At 41.1% G+C, this 21,329-nt stretch carries 13 protein-coding genes and 1 riboswitch; of the genes, 4 read left to right on the top strand and 9 right to left on the bottom strand.

Features of this window, described 5'->3' with window-relative positions; all coding sequences use genetic code 11:
- Positions 1-5 precede the first annotated feature (5 nt).
- The 5 genes from FAX86_RS13205 to metH form a co-directional block, all read right to left on the bottom strand.
- Positions 6-956, bottom strand: a complete 951-nt coding sequence (locus FAX86_RS13205) for an HAAS signaling domain-containing protein (RefSeq protein WP_144393880.1) — start codon at positions 954-956, stop codon at positions 6-8.
- A 9-nt stretch (positions 957-965) separates the two neighbouring features.
- Positions 966-1,295 (bottom strand): PadR family transcriptional regulator, encoded by a 330-nt coding sequence (locus tag FAX86_RS13200; protein ID WP_144393879.1) that lies wholly within the window; start codon positions 1,293-1,295, stop codon positions 966-968.
- Between the two features lie 225 nt (positions 1,296-1,520).
- Positions 1,521-3,680, bottom strand: coding sequence for a S8 family serine peptidase (locus FAX86_RS13195; protein ID WP_164503572.1), 2,160 nt, complete (start codon positions 3,678-3,680; stop codon positions 1,521-1,523).
- Between the two features lie 530 nt (positions 3,681-4,210).
- On the bottom strand, positions 4,211-6,364 hold the full coding sequence (locus tag FAX86_RS13190) for a S8 family serine peptidase (protein WP_144393877.1): 2,154 nt from the start codon (positions 6,362-6,364) through the stop codon (positions 4,211-4,213).
- Positions 6,365-6,703: 339 nt separating this feature from the next.
- Positions 6,704-10,372 (bottom strand): methionine synthase, encoded by a 3,669-nt coding sequence (gene metH / locus FAX86_RS13185; protein ID WP_144393876.1) that lies wholly within the window; start codon positions 10,370-10,372, stop codon positions 6,704-6,706.
- Between the two features lie 201 nt (positions 10,373-10,573).
- Here metH and FAX86_RS13180 point away from each other — a divergent pair, with 201 nt between their 5' ends.
- Positions 10,574-11,011: a preQ(1) synthase gene (locus FAX86_RS13180; protein WP_144393875.1), complete on the top strand. Its 438-nt coding sequence runs from the start codon at positions 10,574-10,576 to the stop codon at positions 11,009-11,011.
- Positions 11,012-11,102: 91 nt separating this feature from the next.
- Here FAX86_RS13180 and FAX86_RS13175 read toward each other — a convergent pair whose 3' ends face one another.
- Together FAX86_RS13175 and FAX86_RS13170 are read right to left on the bottom strand one after the other, a co-directional pair.
- On the bottom strand, positions 11,103-12,686 hold the full coding sequence (locus tag FAX86_RS13175) for a methyl-accepting chemotaxis protein (protein ID WP_144393874.1): 1,584 nt from the start codon (positions 12,684-12,686) through the stop codon (positions 11,103-11,105).
- 140 nt (positions 12,687-12,826) lie between these two features.
- Positions 12,827-15,019, bottom strand: coding sequence for a YgiQ family radical SAM protein (locus tag FAX86_RS13170; protein ID WP_144393873.1), 2,193 nt, complete (start codon positions 15,017-15,019; stop codon positions 12,827-12,829).
- A gap of 232 nt (positions 15,020-15,251) precedes the next feature.
- On the opposite strand from FAX86_RS13170, the gene FAX86_RS13165 reads away from it, so the two are divergent.
- Positions 15,252-16,106, top strand: a complete 855-nt coding sequence (locus FAX86_RS13165; protein WP_164503571.1) for a TraB/GumN family protein — start codon at positions 15,252-15,254, stop codon at positions 16,104-16,106.
- Positions 16,107-16,274: 168 nt separating this feature from the next.
- A complete protein-coding gene (locus tag FAX86_RS13160; RefSeq protein WP_144393871.1) occupies positions 16,275-17,474 on the top strand; it encodes a hypothetical protein in 1,200 nt (399 codons plus the stop codon).
- On the opposite strand, the gene FAX86_RS13155 is transcribed toward FAX86_RS13160, so the two are convergent.
- Positions 17,467-19,047 (bottom strand): amidase, encoded by a 1,581-nt coding sequence (locus tag FAX86_RS13155; RefSeq protein ID WP_164503570.1) that lies wholly within the window; start codon positions 19,045-19,047, stop codon positions 17,467-17,469. The two genes, FAX86_RS13160 and FAX86_RS13155, sit on opposite strands and share 8 nt — an antisense overlap.
- 348 nt (positions 19,048-19,395) lie before the next feature.
- Here FAX86_RS13155 and FAX86_RS13150 point away from each other — a divergent pair, with 348 nt between their 5' ends.
- Entirely contained in the window at positions 19,396-19,773 is a 378-nt protein-coding gene (locus FAX86_RS13150) for a contact-dependent growth inhibition system immunity protein (RefSeq protein ID WP_144393869.1), read from the top strand.
- Between the two features lie 43 nt (positions 19,774-19,816).
- Here FAX86_RS13150 and FAX86_RS13145 read toward each other — a convergent pair whose 3' ends face one another.
- The gene (locus FAX86_RS13145; RefSeq protein ID WP_144393868.1) at positions 19,817-20,830 is read right to left on the bottom strand and encodes a nucleoid-associated protein; all 1,014 of its coding nucleotides are present in this window, start codon (positions 20,828-20,830) and stop codon (positions 19,817-19,819) included.
- A 345-nt stretch (positions 20,831-21,175) separates the two neighbouring features.
- A riboswitch (cyclic di-GMP riboswitch) is annotated at positions 21,176-21,264 on the top strand.
- Positions 21,265-21,329: the final 65 nt, after the last annotated feature.

The raw sequence follows: 21,329 nt of genomic DNA, 5'->3' as shown, positions 1-21,329 counted from the left end.
TTTGGTTATTTCTTTTTAAGTCTGGAAATATGCCTCACAATATCCCAAACGCAAATTAAAGCGATAACCGCGGCAATTGAGTAAACCGTTGAGTTTGCTATTTTTAAAAGCTGTTGAGCTTCACTCGTTTGAATTATTGAGTGATCAAAAATAATAAAAGATTCAAATTGAATAATGGCAGCAACAGTTATTAGGGCGACGATGCTCGCGATAATATCAACAATTAAGTTGACTTTATGCCAACTTGCTTTTATGAACTTGTGTATGCTAACAAATAGACTTGTGACAAAGACAAAGCAAATTGGCCAATAAACAAGACTCCACTCCGGACTAAGTTGAACAGGTAAGTTACTACCCTTGATTCCTAGCTCAATCGGTTGGTGAAAGAAGCTTAGCCACAAAACAAAGAAAAACCCATATACTGCAAGTTCTATTAATGAATCGACGCGACTGATTTTCAGTTTTTGACTGGTATTGGGAAGCTCTTGTGGGCTCCATTCGTACAAAAACGATTTCGACTTTGGAGTTTGCTGAATTAAATAGAAAATAATTGTTAATACGGCAAAGACAAATAGCCCTGTTTCAAGGGTACTGAAAACAACGGTTATCGCTGCTTGTATGACATTGACATTGTCAAGAATGCTCGACAAATTTAGTAAGAATGTTGCGACAAAGACAATGATTAAGGAAGTTTTTAGCGTTTCTTTAAAAGCGGGAAAATATTCCTGTCCGATTAGCTCTTGGTTGGGTAAGTAACTCGATGCAACCTGCATGGGATGCCCCAATTCTTTAAGAAGTTGTGCTTCTTCATCATTGGTTAAAGGGCGGTTAGCGCGATCTTCTTGCTCCTCTTTTTTATCCATAAGTACCGACTCTAATTCATCGGACACTTCTTGCTTTAGATTATCGGGTAGATAACTTTTTAAATGCTCGAGGTAATTTTCAATGAGTGTCATGTGGACTCCTTATTCAATAATTTTATTCAAGGCATCTTCAACGTCTTTCCAGTCCTTGATGAGTTGTTCCAATGTCGATTTTCCATTGTCGGATAATCGATAAAACCGCTTTTTCCGATTGGCTTCTTCACGCCACTCACTGGTGAGTAGTGATTGAGTTTCGAGCCTGCGAACCAGAGGATAAAGAGTGCCTTCGTCAATCTCTAACCCTTTGTTAAGCAAACTTTTTCGAAGTGAGTAGCCATAGTGCTCAACGCGTAACTCCGACAATACAGCCAGAATAAGCACGCCACGACGCAGCTCGTTCTTCAATTTTGGGTAATGTTTATTGTCTGACATAGCTTTTCATTTATACTGTGTGGTATACAGTGTATGTGTTATACTGTATGCCATACAGTATAAGGGTGTCAAGGTTATTTTTCGAGCTTTCAGCGGAGATATACGAGGAGAGCTAAGCGATTGATACCAAGGCTTGAGTGTATTGCGGGGCGGGTAAAAAAAGCCTGCGGCTTAGCGCAGGCAAAAGGGAGTTTGATGATTTAACTATTTATAAAATCGTTTTTGTTAATAATTAACCGTAACTTCATTAGAACAAATGTCAGTTCCTGCCGCGCAAACTTGATAGGTGTCTGAGCCAAAGAAGAAACGGAACTCAAACCAGGCACCGTCATTTCCGGTGGTGGTTCTTAATGTTCCATTACGATAGATATCCACTTGTGCTACCTCATCGGCACCTGTCCAGGTTAAGTCGATAAAGTGAATAAAGAAAAAAGATGTAACGGAAGCATCCAATACCAGGTCGTTCACTGGCGGACCTTCGACGGTGACATCTCGAGAAATAGACGTTGAAGCACCAAAGTCGTCTGTAACGGTTAAGGTGACAGTAAATGTACCGCCTTCGCTGTAAGTGTAAGTTGGATCTTGTTCGGTTGACGTTCCGCCATCACCAAAGCTCCAAGCCCACTCAACAATTTCGCCATCGCGGTCGCCACTGTTGTCTTCGAACTCAACCGTTAATTCATCGGTGAAGAAACTAAAGTCAGCTTCGGGTGGAGTGTTGTCATCGTCGCCGCCAAAAATTTCTACTTCGACTGAAAAGCTACCCGTCGCACCGTCATCATCGGTAACAACTAATGTAATTAAGTAATTTCCGGCAGAAGGGTAAACATGTATCGGATCTTGTTCTGTCGAAGTGCTGCCATCACCAAAGTCCCAGTCCCAGCTAACGATCGTGCCGTCGGCATCGGAGCTGTCATCAAACAAGCTGACAGTAAGGCCATTAATATCACCAAAGAAGCTGGCTGTTGGCGCTTGATTGTCATGATCATCTAAAGTGCTAAGTGCCGCATGTGCATCGATGATTCCGGCTCCACATTGATCGCAACTTGATGGAAACTCGCGTGCGGTTTCGATTAAAATTTGTGTGACTTCAGCCGGAGTAGCGGAAGGTTTTTGTGCGAATAAAAGTGCAGAGACTCCAGCAGCGTGAGGTGCAGCCATTGACGTGCCTTGGTAAAAGTTATAACTGTCGTCGGCGGGTCTTTCTGTACCGGTATTTAACGTTGAGAGAATACCATTTTCTATTCCGCCCGACGTTTCTCCTCCCGGTGCAGCAACTTCAACAACATCGCCGTAGTTCGAATAACTGGCTTTTCCGCCGTTGCGATTGGTTGAAGCAATGGTTAATACATTATCGCAACCCGCTGGCGTAAAACGTGATGCATCGGCATTACTATTGCCCGCTGCGGCGACCACTAACGTACCTGCGGCAGTAACTTGGTTGACCACATCTTGCATGGCGGCGTCACAAGCGGCACCACCACCAAGTGATAAGTTCATGACTTTTGCTGGGTTGCGATTGTCGGGAACGCCGTCGACTGAAATACCCGCAGCCCAAAGCATTCCATCTTGAATATCAGCCAATGTTCCACCGCATTTTCCGAGAACACGAACAGGAACAACTTTCGCGCCTGGCGCAATACCAGTAACACCTTCCGAGTTATTTCCTAAAGCGGCAATGGTTCCGGCGACATGTGTTCCGTGCCAGCTGCTATTCATAGAATTAAAAGGCGCGCCTGGGCACTCAAATATTCCAAACCAATCGCCTTCATCACTTGCGTCGGCGTCGCGTCCATCACCATCGCGAGCCGTGTTTGCATTAGAAATGAAGTCGTAGCCTTCGAGTAGGTTATCCATTAAATCAACATGCGGACGATATCCGGTGTCGATTACAGCAACAACGGCGCCATCGCCTTTGTTAATATCCCAAGCGGCAGGCGCATTAATACCACCACTAGATTCGTGATATTGCCATTGTTCGCCATAGCGACTGTCGTTCGGTGTTGCGAGAGGGTACAAACGATAATTTGGAACAACGTATTCAACATCCGAACGGTTTTTTAATTGATCAATAATGGATTGCTTTTCGTCTAATGATTCCAACCGAATTAATTGTGCACCGGTTCCTAATGTTCTTTGTATTGATAATTGAGAGCCGTGGCGTTCATTAAACTGTGTTAATAAACTTGATACTTCCGTTGCTATCAAGATGCGATTGTTTGCCTTAAATTTTACAACCAGTTCATGTTGGTTACTTAAAGTTGGCGCTTCTGATTGATCAGATTGATTTTCCGCATTTACGTTGGACAGCATTAACGAAGCACAAAGTGCAGTGGACGTTAACCATGACGAAATGGGAGACATAATTGATAATTTTTTTAACATTATCTGCTCCGTATTGTGATTGAAGAGTGAAAGAGTTGGCCAACTCAAGTGATTAAGTATGTAAATGAGATACATTTATGCAAGCAAAAGCTATAGTCATTGCGCGATATTTGTTGCAAAAATGCATCATTATTGATGAATGAAATAAATAAAATGATGATGCAGAAAATAAAAAAAAATCTAACTTTAATTTTTGTTTTTTCTGTTTGTGCGATGTGGGTTTTTAATTAGTTGTACCAATGTTTTATTTATTGTTCATTAAAAAATTCTTGTAAAAATATTGCGAGTTAATAGATGGTCTTAGAATTGTCCTATAAACATCGTGTTTTATTAGGTTTTTACACTTTAATGATTTTTTTTGTAACAGAGAAAGTGCATTGTTTAAGTTTTAAATTGAAATAAATGCGCTTGGTGATAAAGAAAAATTTTTCGATTAAAGTTTAAAATAATGAAGTGCATCACAAAAGGTGATTTTGATATTTTTGATGTCCTTGCGCTAAGAAAAGCGCAAGGACTTTGGTTGAAGTGAATTAATAATTAACGGTAACTTCGTTGGAGCAAGATTGAGTTCCTGCTTCGCAAACAGAGTAAGTTCCGCTGCCACCGAAGAAACGTCTTTCTGACCAAGCTCCATCGTTAGCAGTTGTTGCTAATAGAGTTCCATTGCGATAGATATCAACTTGATCAACATTATCCGCGCCGCTCCAAGAGAGGTTTATCGTATGGATAAACCAGAACGAACTAACACTCGCATCGAGTGAAAGATCACCCGCTGGTGCTTCTGTGACTTCAATTTGTTGAGAAGTTGAGTTTGTTGCTCCGTCGTCATCGGTAACGGTAAGAGTCACAGTGTAAGTACCGGCATTGGCGTAGTCATGAACTGGGTTTTGATCGGATGAAGTATTTCCATCACCAAAATCCCACGCCCATCCAACAACGTTGCCATCTCTGTCATCACTTTGATCTTGGAACTGGACGCTCAGATCTCTTGCTGATGAGGTGAAGTCTGCCGATGGTGCCTGGTTGTCTGGAGTGTTGTCTTCAACAGTAACCGATTGTGCAATACGATCGGTTGCACCGTCATCATCTTCAACCGTTAGCGTTACTGTATAACTTCCCGCTGAGGCGTAAGTGTGTGATGGGTTTTCATCGCTGGAAGAATTGCCGTCACCGAAGTCCCAGCTCCAGCTTGAAACATTACCATCACTGTCAGAGCTTCCATCAGTGAAGCTAACGCTTAAGCCACTGACAGAGTATGAGAAATCAGCTGAAGGAGGCTGGTTAGTAGTGCCACCACCAATCGCTTCTAATGCAGCGAACGCGTCAATGATGCCTGAGCCGCATCCATTACAGGTTGCAGGGAATGCTCTTGCTGAACTCACAATTGCGTCAATAACTTCAGCTGGAGTGGCCGAAGGATTTTTAGAGAAAAGTAACGCCGCGACACCAGAAGCGTGAGGTGCCGACATAGAAGTACCTTGATAACCACGATACGTATCTTCTTCCGGACCTTCTGCTCCAGTATTTAAAGTTGATAATACGGCATCGCCTCCTAAACCAGTGCCGCCAGGAGCTGAAACTTCAACGACATCACCGAAATTAGAGTAGTTTGCTCTTCCACCACTGCGATTAGTCGCAGAAACCGTTAACACATTGTCACAGCTGGCAGGAACAAAACCTGAAGCGTCTGCATTACTGTTACCTGATGCAGCAACAACGAGAGAGCCTGCTGCCGTGGCTTGATTGATCACGTCTTGCATTGCTGCATCACACGCAGCTCCACCGCCCAGTGACATGTTAATGACATCAGCAGGGAATTCATTGGTAGTTGTTCCAGAAACTGAAATACCAGCAGCCCAAAGGATACTGTCTTGTATATCGGCTAGTGTTCCACCGCATTTACCTAATGCTCGAATTGGAACAACCTTTGCTTTAGGTGCGACACCAGCGACACCGATTCCATTGTTGGAAACCGCAGCAATAGTTCCGGCAACGTGAGTACCGTGCCAACTACTTGGTTGTGGAAGAAAAATACCGGGACACTCGAACCAGCCCCACCAATCGCCTTCATCACTGGCATCACTGTCACGACCATCACCATCGCGCGCGGTTTCTGGATCAGAGATAAAATCATAACCGCCAATAATGTTATCGACTAAATCGACGTGTGGGCGGTAACCGGTATCAATGACAGCGACAACGGCGCCATTACCTTCGTTGATATCCCAGGCAGCAGGAGCATTGATACCGCCGGCACTTTCAAAGTAATGCCACTGTTCGTTGTAACGACTGTCGTCGGGAGTTTTCATTGTGTACAGTCGGTAGTTTGGAACTGCATATTCAACATCATCACGACTTTCTAGTTTTGCAATAAGCGCGTCTTTTTCTTGCTTATTTTTGAAATGAATGAGTTGTGCTCCAGACGCTAAAGAACGTCGGATGGTTAAAGATGAATTATTTTGAATGTTAAATTGTTGCAAGCGAGAAGTTATATCCTGAGTTTTTAAACTTCCATTACTTGATTTGAATTTAACAACGAGTTCTTGTTCATTAGGAAAGGATGGTGAAAAGCTTTTTTCTGTTTGAGTATCTGCATTTACGTTGGACATCATTAACGAAGCGCACACGGCGGTTGACGTTAATAAATACGTAAAAGGAGATCGCTTTGATAATTCTTTACTCATTATCTGCTCCTGTCTTTTATTTTATTTGTCTTTATTTTTTATAAGAGCTGGCCAACTCAACAATCTAGTATGAGAATGTTTATTATTTATTCAAGAAGTAATGCCATTTTTTTGCACTAGTGACTACATAAGTACAAAAATATTAAATTTTGAAATAAAGAGAGTAAGGTTGTATAGCGTACGCTTGATAAAAAATTTCGAGTATATGAAACTTTGTGTAAAGTGATTAGTACTAAGTATTGAAAGGAAATAATTCTAAACAGGTAATTTGGCTGAGTGAAAGTAGAAAGTCGATTAATTTTATAAGGGCTTTGCCGTTAAAGGCAAAGCCCTTGTATTTTATTTATTGGCAATGACCGGGGAAAGCCAACGCTTGGCGTCTTTGATACTCATATTTTTTCGTTTAGCATAATCAACGAGTTGATCTTCTTTTATTTTTCCAGTACCAAAGTATCGTGACTCAGGATGAGAAAAATACCAACCGGATACTGCCGCTGTCGGATACATTGCAAAGCTTTCCGTTAGCTGTAAACCAATCGCTTCTCTTACTTTTAGCAATTCCCATAAGGTGGCTTTTTCGGTGTGGTCGGGGCAGGCAGGATATCCTGGCGCTGGTCGAATTCCTTGGTATTTCTCTGCAATTAACTCATCGTTTGATAAGTCTTCGTCGGGCGCATAACCCCAAAACTCTTTTCGAGTCAGTTCATGCAATTTTTCTGCGAATGCTTCAGCCAATCGATCGGCCAGTGCTTTTAAAAGTATGGATGAGTAATCGTCGTGATCTTTTTCAAAGCGCTCTAAATGGGCTTCAATTCCAATACCCGCAGTAACTGCAAACGCACCAATATAATCGATTCTCTTACTTGATGTAGGGGCAATATAATCCGCTAAACTTAAGTTCGCAACGTCATCACGCCGTTTCAGTTGTTGTCGTATAAAGTGAAGACGTGTTTTTTCTTTTTCGGTACTGTTTTCATCATACAAAATAACATCATCATTTTCCGATTGCGCAGGATAAAAGCCAAAGACTGCTTTTGCGGTTAACCATTTTTCGTCGACAATTGACTTAAGCATGGTTTGCGCATCATCAAATAGTTTTCGAGCTTCAGTACCAATTTTTTTGTCGTCTAATATTTGTGGATATCGTCCGCCAAGTTCCCACGATCGAAAGAAAGGAGTCCAGTCGATACGTTCGACTAATTTCTCAAGCGGATAATTATCCAATATTTGCGAACCAAGTTGTTTGGGGCGGGTAATCTCTAAGGCGCTCCAGTCGCATGTAAAGCGGTTATTTAATGCATTTGGATAATCCACTAGATTGCGCGACTCATCTTTTTGGGCTCGTTGTTCACGCTTTTCCTGATAAGTTTTTTTCATCTCTTTTATATAAGCATCGCGATGTTCTTTTGAAATGAGTTTTGAAGCAACATTAACAACACGCGAAGCATCTTGAACATGTATAACAGCATTTTGGTAGTTTGGATCAATTTTAACAGCTGTGTGAATGCTCGAAGTTGTAGCTCCGCCTATCAACAATGGTTGTTTAAATTCGAGCCGTTCCATTTCCGAAGCCAGATGCACCATTTCATCTAAGGAGGGTGTAATGAGTCCGGACAATCCGACAATATCGCATTGCTCTTCTTGTGCTGTTTCAAGAATTTTTTCTGGTGGTACCATAACACCAAGATCAATCACTTCGTATCCATTACATTGTAATACGACGCCAACGATATTTTTTCCAATGTCATGAACATCACCTTTAACGGTTGCCAGTAATACTTTTCCAGCAGAGCTGGATTTTGATTTATCTTTCTCCATAAAAGGTAATAAGTAGGCAACCGCTTTTTTCATGACGCGAGCAGATTTGACAACTTGCGGTAAAAACATTTTACCTGAACCAAATAAATCACCGACCACATTCATACCGTCCATTAACGGACCTTCAATGACATGCAATGGCTTTTCGGCTTTCTTACGCGCTTCTTCAACGTCTTCTTCGACAAATTCCGTAAGACCCTTAACTAAAGCATGCTCCAATCTCTTTTCGACGGGCCAGGAGCGCCATTCTTGCTGTTCTTTTTCTTTCTCTTTGTTATCGCCGCGAAAGCTTTCTGCTAAATTTATTAAATTCTCCGTCGCATCTGGATGACGGTTGAGTACGACATCTTCACAGGCTTCTTTTAGGTTTTCGGGAATGTCAGAATACACGGCTAATTGGCCTGCATTGACAATGCCCATGTCCATACCCTTTTTAATCGCGTGATAAAGAAACACGGCATGCATTGCTTCTCGCACAGGGTTATTACCACGAAAAGAGAATGATAAGTTAGATACGCCACCACTAATGAGGGCATGAGGCAAATTTTGTTTAATCCACTGACAAGTCTCGATGAAATCGAGACCATAACGATTATGCTCTTCGATACCAGTCGCAACGGCGAAAATATTTGGATCGAAAATAATATCTTCCGCAGGAAAACAGACAGTTTCCGTTAAAATTTTGTAAGCGCGTTGGCAAATTTCTGTTTTTCTTTTAAACGAATCTGCTTGACCATCTTCATCAAACGCCATAACGATGACTGCAGCGCCATATCGCAAACATAGTTTCGCTTGTTTAATAAACTGCTCTTCACCTTCCTTTAATGAAATAGAATTGACGACACCTTTACCTTGAATACATTTTAAACCGGCTTCAATGACTTCCCACTTTGAAGAATCTAATACGACTGGAACCCGACTGATGTCTGGTTCTGAAGCAATCAGTTTAAGAAAACGTTCAATCGCTTCAACCGAATCCAACATGCCTTCATCCATATTGACATCGATCATTTGGGCGCCATTGTCGACTTGCTGTTGTGCGACCTCAAGAGCGGTTTCATAGTCGTCTTCTTTTATCAAGCGTAAAAATTTTGCTGAGCCTGTGACGTTGGTGCGTTCACCGATATTAACGAACAAGGATTCCTCGGTAATGGTCAAAGGTTCGAGTCCAGACAGACGCATTGCTTTATTTATGTTTGGTATTGTCCGATGTTCTTTTGTGGCAATTTCTTCGGCTATGGCTTTGATGTGTTCAGGTGTGGTTCCGCAACAGCCGCCGACAATATTTAAAAATCCAGAGTCGGCCCATTCGCCAATGTCTTTTGCCATTGATTCGGGAGATTCGTCATATTCGCCAAACTCATTGGGTAAACCGGCATTGGGATGTGCACTGACATAGCATTCACAAATGTTATTAAGCTCTTTGACGTAGGTGCGTAATTGTTTTGCTCCCAGAGCACAGTTCAAACCAAAAGACATTGGTTTTAGGTGGCGTAATGAATTATAAAACGCGGCCGTGGTTTGCCCGGTGAGTGTTCTGCCGGATGCATCGGTGATTGTGCCAGAAATCATTACAGGAATTTCTTCGCCTAATTCTTCAAACAATTCGGCGACAGCAAACGCACAAGCCTTGGCATTGAGTGTATCAAAAATCGTTTCAATCAAAAGGATATCGGCACCGCCTTTCACTAGCGCTCGGGCCGCATTAAGATAGTCTTCTTTTAACTCATCAAAGTGGATGTTACGGAAATCAGGGCGGTTAACATCCGGTGATATGCTGGCTGTTTTATTGGTCGGGCCGAGTACTCCAGCAACATATCGAGTTTTGTCGGTAAACTCGTCGGCAACTGAACGTGCTAGTTGCGCCGCTTCGAAGTTTAACTCTTCAACGAGAGACTCCATGTTGTAATCGGACATGGAAGCAGCATTGCAATTGAAAGTGTTGGTTTCAATAATATCGGCACCGGCACTTAAATATTGTCGATGAATATCTTTAATTAGCTCTGGCTGCGTTAGTGAGAGGAGGTCGTTGTTGCCCTTTAAATCACTGGGCCAGTCGGCAAATCGTTCTCCTCGATAGTCGTTTTCTTTTAGTTTATGACGTTGAATCATTGTTCCCATGGCGCCATCGAGAACCAGAATTCGCTCAGAAAGAGCAGAGAGTAAGCTATTTTTGCGCTGATTAATCATAAGTGACCAATATGCCTTTTTTGACTAATTGATTGTGGACGTCTGGACGTTTAGAGGTGTATTATTGCTGAGATTGCACTATATTTAAACCCCAGTGTAGTAAGAAGAGTTCGTTTTGTCGTTATACGGCATAGTCAGTAGAGAAGTGTAAATGTCGTTTTTCATTTAACCCACCAATAAAAAAAGGTCACTAGAGAGGATATGAGTAAATCATTAAATACTTGGGAAGTTATTGATAAATCGATGCTTAAAGCATTACCTAATCCATCTGAAGGGGCGTATGAAATTAAGGTGAAGATCCCGGAATTCACGTTTTTGGGAGTTCAAGAGCAGCCTGACTTCGCGACCGTCTATTTAACGTTTTACCCCACGAATAAAATTATCGAGCTAAAAGCATTGAAGCAGTATGTCTATCAGTTAAGAAACGTGGTTGTTTCTTATGAGCGGTTAATTAATGTGTTATACGATCATCTCGTTGAAGTGTATGAGCCCGATCGATTGAGATTGGTTATGATTTGTAATCCACGTGGCGGCATAAGTTCTCGACTTACCATTGATTCTGATTGGGGCGCGCGTGGCGGTGAAGAAAAATATCGCGACTGGATGAGTCACGATGATGTTTGGGATGTTGTTCTTTAATCTAAACCGCAGTTATTATTGACGAAAGCACAGTAATTGAGTGATTGAAATGCCTTTCCAATCACTCATTCCTTCCGAATCGATTAAAGTTTTATTTAAAGCCAAACTGTCTGACAACATCACCCAATTTAGTGACTTCATCATCGAGTTGTTGATTCATTTGAGTATTTTTTACCGTTGCTTCCAGTGTTGCGTCGGTGACGTCGTTAATATTAGTAACTCTTTGATTAATTTCTTCACAGACCGTGTGTTGTTGTTCTGTTGCCGTAGCGATTTGCGTACTCATTGCCATAATATGATTAACAGCTTCGGTGATCGAGTGTAACGCTTGTTTCGCTTCTGTTGCTCGTTTGACACTTCTTTCTGCAGAATCTTGTCCTTTCTGCATCACTTCTGTTGCGTTATTGGTTGTTGAACTTAAGGTATCAATCATTGAATGAATTTCGTTTGTTGAGCTTTGTACTCGCGCAGCCAGAGCACGCACTTCATCGGCGACGACGGCAAACCCACGGCCTTGCTCTCCGGCTCTTGCTGCTTCAATGGCTGCATTTAAAGCGAGTAAATTAGTTTGCTCGGCTATGCCTTGAATTTCTTCAACTGCGCCGTCAATTTTTTCAGTAATTTTTTCTAACTCTCCAATGACGACAGTTGCATTTCCAACTTCTTTTGCCAGCGAATTAATGTCTTCCATGGTGAGGTTAACAATCGTTTGGCCTTCTTTGGCTTCTGCTTCAGCTTTGTTTGTTGCTTCAGCAGTGGCACTCGTGTTTCGGGCAACTTCTTGAATGGTTGCCGTCATTTGATTCATAGCAGTAGCAACTTGTTCGATTTCTTCTTTTTGTGCTTCCATTGAAGATTGAGTTTTTCGAGTTGCATTAAGTGCTGAATCTGCGACTGTTTTTAATCCAGATGCGGCATCGTTAATTCGATAAACAATGGTTTGTTGTTGTGCTTTTTGCATTTCAATGACAGAAGTAATTTGACCTACCTCGTCTATTTTTCCGGAATAAACTTCTGCTGCTACAGTGTTGTTAAATATATTTTTTGACCATTCAGAGGCTGTACGCAGTGATTGAGTACACAAGAAAGTAATCGGCAAACCAATTAACAATACGGCAACAAAGTATGGCCACCAAGTTATTTCATTACCATGATTAAACAGCCATAAGACAAGACAGGATAATACGTTGGTTAAAGCGATCGCAGAGAATAGTTTTAAGTTTGAACTTGAGCGGGCAAACGTAATTAGTTTTTTAAAAGCTGATGGAGGTTTCCAAAGTGTTTTATAAAGCGTCTCGGCTCGTTCTACATGCTCTTTTTGGGGCTTTAGTCTGACCGATTGATAGCCGGTAACATGACCATCTTCATACAATGGTGTTACATAAGCATTTACCCAATAATAGTCGCCATTTTTACATCGATTTTTTACGATGCCCATCCAGGGCTTGCCCAGTTTTACGGTATCCCATAGATTCTGAAAGGCGGCGGGTGGCATATCGGGATGTCGAATTATGTTGTGGTTCTTATTAAGTAGTTCTTCTTTGCTAAAGCCAGCGATAGTACAGAAGTCTTCATTAACATGAGTAATGGCGCCTTTAAGGTCCGTCGTTGAGACAATTTTTAAGTCGGACGAATAATCATTTTCTCGGTCAGTTACTGGTAGATTCTTTTTCATAGTGTCGACTAGTGAGTCATATTAGTAACTATGAATATAGTCAATAAGCTGAGTTTTTGAAGGGGTTTCTCAATGAAATGATAGAGATTTCGATTGCTATTCTCAATCGAATCAGGGCAAAGGAAGTAAGCGATTAAAACTTACTTCCTTTTCTTATGATATTTTGCTCGTTTATGGGAGGACGTTTGTTTGGTTTTTATGGCTTTTGGACCTGCTTTTTTCTGTCCAGCTTTTTTTCCATGCGCGCGGCTTTTTGCATAACCGTTGACACTATCTTCCCATGGAACCAGGCATTTGGCATCGTCACCAATTAAGTGAGTAAGGCCTTTATCCTGAAGTATTTCGCGAATAAACGGCCAGTTTTTTGGATCGTGGTAGCGTAGAAGTGCTTTATGAACTTTTCGTTGGTGCAGTTCTTTCGCAGTAAACATTTGTTCTGATTTATAAGTGACCTTATTTAATGGATTGCGATCGGAGTGGTACATGGCGGTCGCTAATGCCATTGGCGAAGGATAAAAGGTTTGAACTTGATCAGGTCTAAAATCGTTTTGTTTACACCAAAGTGCAAGATTAATCATATCTTCATCGGTACAGCCTGGATGTGCTGCGATGAAATAAGGAATTAAATATTGCTCTTTACCGGCTTCTTTTGAGTATTTATCGAATAATTTTTTAAACGCGTCGTAAGTTCCAATACCGGGTTTCATCATTTTATCCAGAGTATTTGATTCCGTATGCTCTGGTGCTATTTTTAGATACCCTCCAACATGATGTTGAACTAACTCTTTGACGTACTCGGGATCTTCAACGGCCAAGTCGTACCGCAAACCGGAAGCGATCGCCACGCGTTTAACGCCATCAATATTGCGTGCTTTTCGGTACAACTGAGTTGTTGGTGAGTGGTCGGTTACCAGGTTGGGACAGATGGTTGGATACACGCATGATAATTTGCGACAGTTTGATTGAATTTCGTCGCTGACGCAGTTGAGTTGATACATATTGGCTGTGGGGCCGCCAAGATCGGATATGGTTCCGGTAAAGCCGGGGGTTTTATCTCGAATGTTTTCTATTTCTTTTAATATAGAAGCTTCCGATCGACTTTGTATGACTCGACCTTCATGTTCGGTGATGGAGCAAAAGGTACAACCGCCGAAACATCCACGCATAATATTGACGGAAAACTTAATCATTTCGTACGCTGGAATATGTGCGTCGCCATAGCTTGGGTGCGGTTTGCGTTGGTAAGACAAGTCGAACACCGCATCCATTTCGTCGGTTTCTAATGGAATGGGCGGACGGTTTACCCAAATTTCTTTAGTGCCATGTTTTTGTACTAAGGCTTTCGCGTTGTTAGGATTGGATTCCAAATGCAAAACGCGTGATGCGTGGGCGTACAGCGCGGGATCTTTACTAACCTTTTCGAAAGAAGGCAGGCGCACGACGGTTTTTGCTGGATCGAGTTTTTCTTTACGCGTTAGTGGCATCGGGATAACCCGAATAGGCACATCGGCATTTTCTAATTTGGCCTGTTTGGCACAGCCACCTTCGGAGTGGTTGTTTTCACCTTCGTTGTGGACGTACTCGTAGGGATTAGGAATGGCGTCTATCTTGCCTGGCCAGTCAATTCGTGTGGAATCAATTTCGGTATAGCCGCCGGGGACCGCGTCTCTTACAAAGGCAGTTCCGCGAATGTCAGTCAGTTCATGAATTGACTTACCGATTGATAATTCGTGAGCAATTTCGGCTATGGCGCGTTCGGCATTACCGTATAAAACGATGTCCGCTCCTGAGTCGAGTAATACTGAGCGTCGTACTTTGCCTGACCAGTGATCGTATTGAGCAATGCGGCGTAAACTAGCTTCGATGCCACCAGCGATCAATGGCACATCCTTGTAGATCGCTTTTAGTTTTTGGCAGTAAACGGTTACGGCTCGGTCTGGCCTTTTTCCGGCAACACCGTGAGGTGTGTAGGCATCGTCGTTACGTATTTTTAAATCAGCCGTGTAACGATTAATCATAGAGTCCATGTTGCCCGCAGAAACACCAAAAAACAGATTGGGTTTTCCCAATTGCTGAAATGCCGCTGGATCGTTCCAGTCTGGTTGAGCAATGATACCCACACGGAAGCCTTGTGATTCAAGAAATCTGCCAATAACGGCCATGCCAAAGCTTGGGTGATCAATATAAGCATCACCAACGACTAAAATAATGTCGCAGCTGTCCCAACCAAGGTCGTCCATTTCGGCTCGTGACATGGGTAAATAAGGCGCAATTCCGTAGCATTCGGCCCAATATTTCGGGTATTCCAGCAGATGTTTCGCGATTTGTTTCATGAAACTCCAGAAACAATAAGGTTTGGTTAAAAAATGGGCGGCTATTATGCCAAAGATTTGGTGGTACGACTAGCGAATTCTAACGTAGATCACCGCTTTAACCGTTAATTTTAAAGGGTTTTAGGCCGCTTAATAGGATAAAATATTATGATAATTAATGACGTAATAAGACTGTCTCAGCGATGACTAAGCTTGATGTCTCTATTAGAAACTTTAAATTTGGAGTTAGATTTTGAAAATTTACGCTTTATTAGGATTTCTCTGTGCCTTAATTTCTTTTAATGCTGAAGGTAAAACGTCGATATGGAAAATCGAAAAAGACGACAAGGTGGCTTACATTGGTGGTACCGTCCATTTGTTGCGCGCTTCTGACTTCCCAATCCCTAAAGCATACGATCAGGCTTATGCTGACTCAGATGTTTTGGTCTTTGAAGTCGACATGGATGAAATGGCCGGGGCTGCATTTAAAATGGCCTACCTCGGCTCTTATCAGGATGGGACAACGTTAAAAGACCATTTAAGCCCAGAGGTTTACCAAAAATTTGAGAAGTTCTGCAAAGAACAAAAAGTGCCTATTGATAGCCTGTTAACTCTGAAACCTACAATGGCAAGTTTACAAATTGTTATGGGTAAAATGCTGCAAGCCGGAGCAACGCCTGAAGGTGTTGATATGATTTACACTAAGCGAGCAATTAGTGACGGAAAGAAACGCTTAGCTTTGGAGTCGGTTGATGACCAAATTAATGCTCTTTTTCACGATAAAGTCGATGCCGATCAAATTATATTAACCACAATGAGAGACGCTGCAAAAGCCGATGAAATGTTAGACAATATGGTGAGCTGGCTATTTGAAGGCAAAGTCGAATTATTTAATAAAGAAATGCTCGAGCCAATGAAAAAGGAAACTCCAGAATATTATAAAAGCTTAATTGAAGTTCGAAATAATAACTGGATGCCGAAGGTGGAAGCGATGATCGCGACACCAGAGCGCGAGTTTATTTTAGTTGGTGGACTGCACTTGGTTGGTGATATTGGTGTTATCAAACAATTGAAAGCAAAGGGATATAAAGTTACTCAATTGGATTAAGTGTTGGAATGGCAACTTAAAGAAATTTGAGTTGCCATTTGCTGATCTTTTTAATGGTCTGCGAGGTGAGTTAGTTAATTCCCTGGCTGCTATGAGACGTAATGTTGGGAGTACAAGTTTGAGTGTATTAAAAAAGATTATCGTTGAAATTTTTTTAATTCTATTCGCATGAAGTTTTCTTTTCGAACAAGCTTATATTTAATTTGCATCTTAATAATATCACTTATTGTTTGGCTAGCATTTAGCCCTGACAAACAAGAAATTCATTTCTCTGAAGAAAAACATCTTGATGTTGAACATCAACAACCTCGTGACCTACGATTTGATATCGCTTCGGACTCCACTCGAATTACGAGTGAAGATAAGTTAAATGATAAATCATCTCACTACCAAACGATACAAGGTGAAGAAGAATCATCCGATGCGAGGGTGATTGAGTGTCAGTTTGATATAAAGGCACTGCGCGAACAACTATCGATTACTGAGAGTGATATCGCCTGGATGGAAAAGCAGTTTTACACCCTTGAGTCGGATGAGCTCGATTTAGCGAGATTAATAGAGTACATTACTGCACTAGAACAGCCAGAGAAACACTCAAAATTTGAAACGTTAATGAATGAATTAATGCTCGATCCAAAATATTCTCCAGTGTTATCTTTTTTGCTGATTGAACATTGCTCCACAAAATCTGAGCATCCATTTTGCCAACCAGAATTTTTAAATCCCGCTTTGGTAGCCGATGATGACAATGGTGCCAAGCAATTAGTGAACAGTCTTTATTATTTGCGGCGAGGAGAAACGGCTCCAGCTCGTGAAAGTTTCCGAGAAGTTTTAAATGCCGGATATTTCAATGAACACTGGGGTGATGTTATTCAGATTTTTATGGAAGCCTACAAGCAACTTAATATTGGTAGTCACCACCTTCGACTGTCTGGTGCAATCAGTCAAGCGAGTATATCTGGATTTAGCACTCAACCTTTGATTGAGTTTTGTGGCAGTCATGTCGATGACTCTGCTGAAATTAAATACTACTGTTCAGAAATAGGAAAAGTCTTGGCGAAGCGAGGTCAGTCAATAGCGACAAACTTGTCAGGCATTATTTTACTTCAGGAGCTCAGTGACAAGCTCGGAAACATTCACGATTATGAACTGTATTCTTCTAAACGAGAGCAAATACAGGCGTATACAGAATCCGATGAATACATTAATGCACAAAATATGATGATGTACGATGAGTCTTTATCGGAATTTTGGTACCAAAAATTACTACAATACGGCGAGCTCGAAGCCTATCGAGCATTAATTGCTGAGGTTCGAGCTCGTTCTAAAGATCCTGATTATAATCCGTGTGAAACTGAGTTTAATTAATCTCTTTTAAAGGCTTTCTTTTTAGCTCCTGTTCTATTTGATAGGCAATTTTTAATAATTTACTCTCGGAATAGTCTGTTCCCATAATTGATAAACCAATCGGTAAGCCGTAGATCTTTCCCAAAGGTATTGTAATGTGTGGAAATCCAGAAACAGCAGAATAAGTCGAAACACCTCCAACAACATGGTCACCATTGACTTTATCTATTTTCCACGCAGGACCTCGGGTAATGGCAATAAGTGCGTCGAGCTTATTGTGGTTAATCTTATTATTAATACTAGCTTGAGTTTCCTTACGAATTTTCTCTAATGCCGTTAAATAACTTTTACTGGAAATTGGACCTTTATCCTGGGCCTTCTCAAAAATTTCTTGTTGAAAGTATTTCATTTCTTGTTCTTTATTGTCGATATTGAATTCAATTAATTTTTCCAGGGTCAAGCTATTTAAAGAGTTTGGCAGTGATTTTAGATACTCGTTGATGTTATGTTTAAATTCAAAAAGTAATACGGAATAGGTATCCGCCCAGAAACCTTCATAAGGAGTATGCTGCATGTTGAGCTTGAGCGATACTTCAAGCTCTTGTAATCGTTGAAGCAAAGAATCTTCAAGTGCTTTCACTGCTTCATGATCGCTCGCAGACGAATTGACGACACCAAGTCGAAGTTCTTTGAAAGAAAAGCTTGGATTTTCGAGTGTGACTAACTCTTGGTTTCGTTCAATATCTTTATTGATGGTAAAAGGGTCTTTGGGATCCTCCGAGCTCATGTAGTGTAATAAAATGGTTGCGTCGGTTACATTTTTAGCCATTGGTCCTGCGGTATCTTGGGTGTGTGAAATAGGAATAACTCTGAAACGACTAACCAGACCGACACTCGGTTTAACTCCAACGACTCCTGTTACGGATGCTGGGCAAGTTATCGATCCATTCGTTTCTGTGCCTATCGCAGCGATCGCAAAGTTTGCAACGATAACTGCTCCTGAACCGGAGCTTGAACCACATGGACTGCGAGTCACGTCTGTTGGATTTTTTGTTTGCCCTCCTATTGCACTCCATCCAGAAGAAGAACGCTCTGAGCGAATATTAGCCCATTCACTTAAATTGGTTTTAGCAATGATAATAGCTCCGGCATCTCGTAAATTTTTAATAAATGTTGCATCTCTTTTCGTAACATTGTTTTCTAGTGCCAGTGAGCCAGCTGTTGTTGGCATATCAAGTGTCTCGATATTGTCTTTAACCGCAACTGGAATACCGTGAAGTGGCGATCGAACTTTTCCAAGTTGTCTTTCTTTGTCGAGTTGCTGTGCCGTTTTTATTGCATCATTATTTATTGCAATTACGCTATTAAACTTATTGTCTTGTGATTTAATTTTGTCTAAGTAAAATTGAGTGAGTTCAACCGATGTGAACTCATTTTGTTTCATTCTTTCTTGCAGTTGAAGTATTGTTTCTGATTGAGTCCAGAGCTCTAGTTTTGATGTTTTGTTATCAGACGTTTTGTGATGGGTGCACGAAGCAATTATGGTTATAGTAATAAATAGATAACAAAGTCTTAGCAACGAAGTGAGAGACATACTTAAATCCCAAAGATTGAATTTATCGGAAAGTGTGATCCATTGCTTATTAATAGTCAATAAATGTTCACGAAAGCGAAACTTTCGGTTAAGCGTGTGAATTGTAACCATGCAATAGTTAAATTTAGTTGCTACTATCAGATCAGTTGCACAATAATTCGATAGTGAAATTATTATTGTTTCTAGCAAGCCAGTATGAGTTTATGTGACTGACTTCGCTTAGAATAAATGAATTGGATTGAAGTCATACCGAGTTAGATTAGAATTGGCTGACTTCAAATAGGTCGATTAGCACTAGAACCTTAAAGCTTGCGATGTTTTGTGAGGATTTAAAATGGAGGGCATCTAATGTCCATTTATGATACTGAAGAAGGATGCATTTCTATGGATAGAGATGATTCGTTGGGGCGGCATGACAATCGAGTTGTTGAGCTTGCTCCTTTATCTAAAGTCTCGATTGAAGACTTGCGATTAATGATTGATCGACAGCACAATCTTGAGCGTGTGTTACCCAGAGCTTTCGATATTTTGGAAAAAAATCCTATTGCGCAAGGCGGACTTCACCTAGGCGACCTGTTAACGAGTGTGTTGTCTGTGCCTGAATCTTTCTGGGAGGATCATCCAGAATTAAGCCGTCGATTGGTGGATATTCGAGAAGAGCTAGAAGCACTACGCGTCAGTATTATAGAAGACTGGCTACCCTCATTGAGTCGGTTCGATTACTGATATCAAATTGATTAATAACAATGATTTGCACGAAAGAGGACGTTTAGTCCTCTTTTTTCTTTTTCATATAGCGCGTTAGCTGCGCTTTCAGCGATTTTGGAATGTGTCTTAAGATTAACTGGTCCTCTTCTTCATCAAACACGATGTTGTCGCCAAACATTTCTGATGAGAAACTAATGCTTAAATTTTTGTCGCGGCCAAAAAAGCGGACATATTTTTTAAGACTTGCTCGATCAGTATAGATTTCTTGTCTTACTTCTGGCTTTTGCTTTGAAACAAAATTGGCGAACTCTTCCGGCTTCTCATCATCCAGTTGATTTGATAAGTCGTTTAAATCAACAGGATTTCCGGCCATATCTTGATCAATGCAATACTCAACAATTTTGCTTTTGAGCTTGTGACCTGCATCAGGTTCTTGTTGATCTATATAATCATCAACTACTGATAGAAAATCTTCCGTTTGTGCTTTTAAGTCAACACTCGATATAAACCCTGAAAAATGTGTAAATCCGTCGGAAATTTCTTTATTTCCCTTGGCGATCAAACATTGCATGTATTGATCCCATCCTTCGACCTTCCATTGTTCGATATCGACTTTGAAGGCATAGTTTATTTTACTTGGATTAATGTATTCCAATGTATCCACTTCGAGGTCATTTGATATATATTGAGCATCAGAGTGATTAATCCAGAATATATAAAAGAAGGGTTGTTCAACAAGTTCATCAATGACAAAAAGAAGATGGGCGTTAAAGGGTTCTTTTGTTTTTTCAAATTGAAGTTTTAAATGCTCAACGCACTGATGAGTCATACTTGAAAAGCTCAAATTGCCGTCTTCAACCTTTTGGATCAGCGCCGGAATCGGATTGTCTGATTGTTCCGGATTAAAAAGCCCATACTGTTTTTGAGTGCTTCTTTGAAATGTCAATTTCAATTGCTCAAATAGCGACACAATAGGACCTTCCGCATCTAACTCATTGGGGCGCAACTGAATTTTTACTTCAGCGCCTGGTTTTGAGCGAGTGACCTTGTGAATCGAGCAGTTTTTAATCGACATACGAACTCCTGTTGAACAATTTGGACGCCGATTATATCTCAGGGACAAGAATTAAAAAGGGGGATTGAAGAATAAAAAGCGTGATAATTCTTTAATCCGAAATAGAGAAGTAAAAAGGTTGAAAGCAAGCCTTGGTATCTGGTGACGTCGCAATTTGTACTATGAATCTTAAGGTTGAATCTTTATCAATTGCATAACTTCACAAAACCCCACTGTATATTCCAAAATGCTATATTTCGTAGGTGGAATTTCCATTGAGGGTTTTCTAGGCTTAGATCGGTAGTCATAAAAACATTCTCACCCATAAGTTTTTCAAAGCAGTTTCAAAGTCAGACATTGTGTTGTGAGTTGAAAAGGCAAATTGCTCGAAAGGGTAATACGCAAAGCCACCGGTCTAAGGGTAAGTACTTATCTACGATAGCGGGGTCGCCAACAGACGATAATTGTTGATGATTCAATTGCTTTCAATGAGGTTTGCCCGATACGCCTTGTATTGGAG

The organism is Pleionea sediminis (genome assembly GCF_007570825.1).
GTDB lineage: Bacteria > Pseudomonadota > Gammaproteobacteria > Enterobacterales > Kangiellaceae > Pleionea > Pleionea sediminis.
The sequence above is the reverse complement of the archived record's forward strand: the minus strand, read 5'-3'. Positions and strand labels throughout refer to the sequence as shown.

Coding starts and splice junctions, on each gene's coding strand:
- FAX86_RS13205 (WP_144393880.1), bottom strand. CDS start 956: ATGACACTCATTGAAAATTACCTCGAGCATTTAAAAAGTTATCTACCC.
- FAX86_RS13200 (WP_144393879.1), bottom strand. CDS start 1,295: ATGTCAGACAATAAACATTACCCAAAATTGAAGAACGAGCTGCGTCGT.
- FAX86_RS13195 (WP_164503572.1), bottom strand. CDS start 3,680: ATGTTAAAAAAATTATCAATTATGTCTCCCATTTCGTCATGGTTAACG.
- FAX86_RS13190 (WP_144393877.1), bottom strand. CDS start 6,364: ATGAGTAAAGAATTATCAAAGCGATCTCCTTTTACGTATTTATTAACG.
- metH (WP_144393876.1), bottom strand. CDS start 10,372: ATGATTAATCAGCGCAAAAATAGCTTACTCTCTGCTCTTTCTGAGCGA.
- FAX86_RS13180 (WP_144393875.1), top strand. CDS start 10,574: ATGAGTAAATCATTAAATACTTGGGAAGTTATTGATAAATCGATGCTT.
- FAX86_RS13175 (WP_144393874.1), bottom strand. CDS start 12,686: ATGAAAAAGAATCTACCAGTAACTGACCGAGAAAATGATTATTCGTCC.
- FAX86_RS13170 (WP_144393873.1), bottom strand. CDS start 15,019: ATGAAACAAATCGCGAAACATCTGCTGGAATACCCGAAATATTGGGCC.
- FAX86_RS13160 (WP_144393871.1), top strand. CDS start 16,275: ATGAAGTTTTCTTTTCGAACAAGCTTATATTTAATTTGCATCTTAATA.
- FAX86_RS13155 (WP_164503570.1), bottom strand. CDS start 19,047: ATGTCTCTCACTTCGTTGCTAAGACTTTGTTATCTATTTATTACTATA.
- FAX86_RS13150 (WP_144393869.1), top strand. CDS start 19,396: ATGTCCATTTATGATACTGAAGAAGGATGCATTTCTATGGATAGAGAT.
- FAX86_RS13145 (WP_144393868.1), bottom strand. CDS start 20,830: ATGTCGATTAAAAACTGCTCGATTCACAAGGTCACTCGCTCAAAACCA.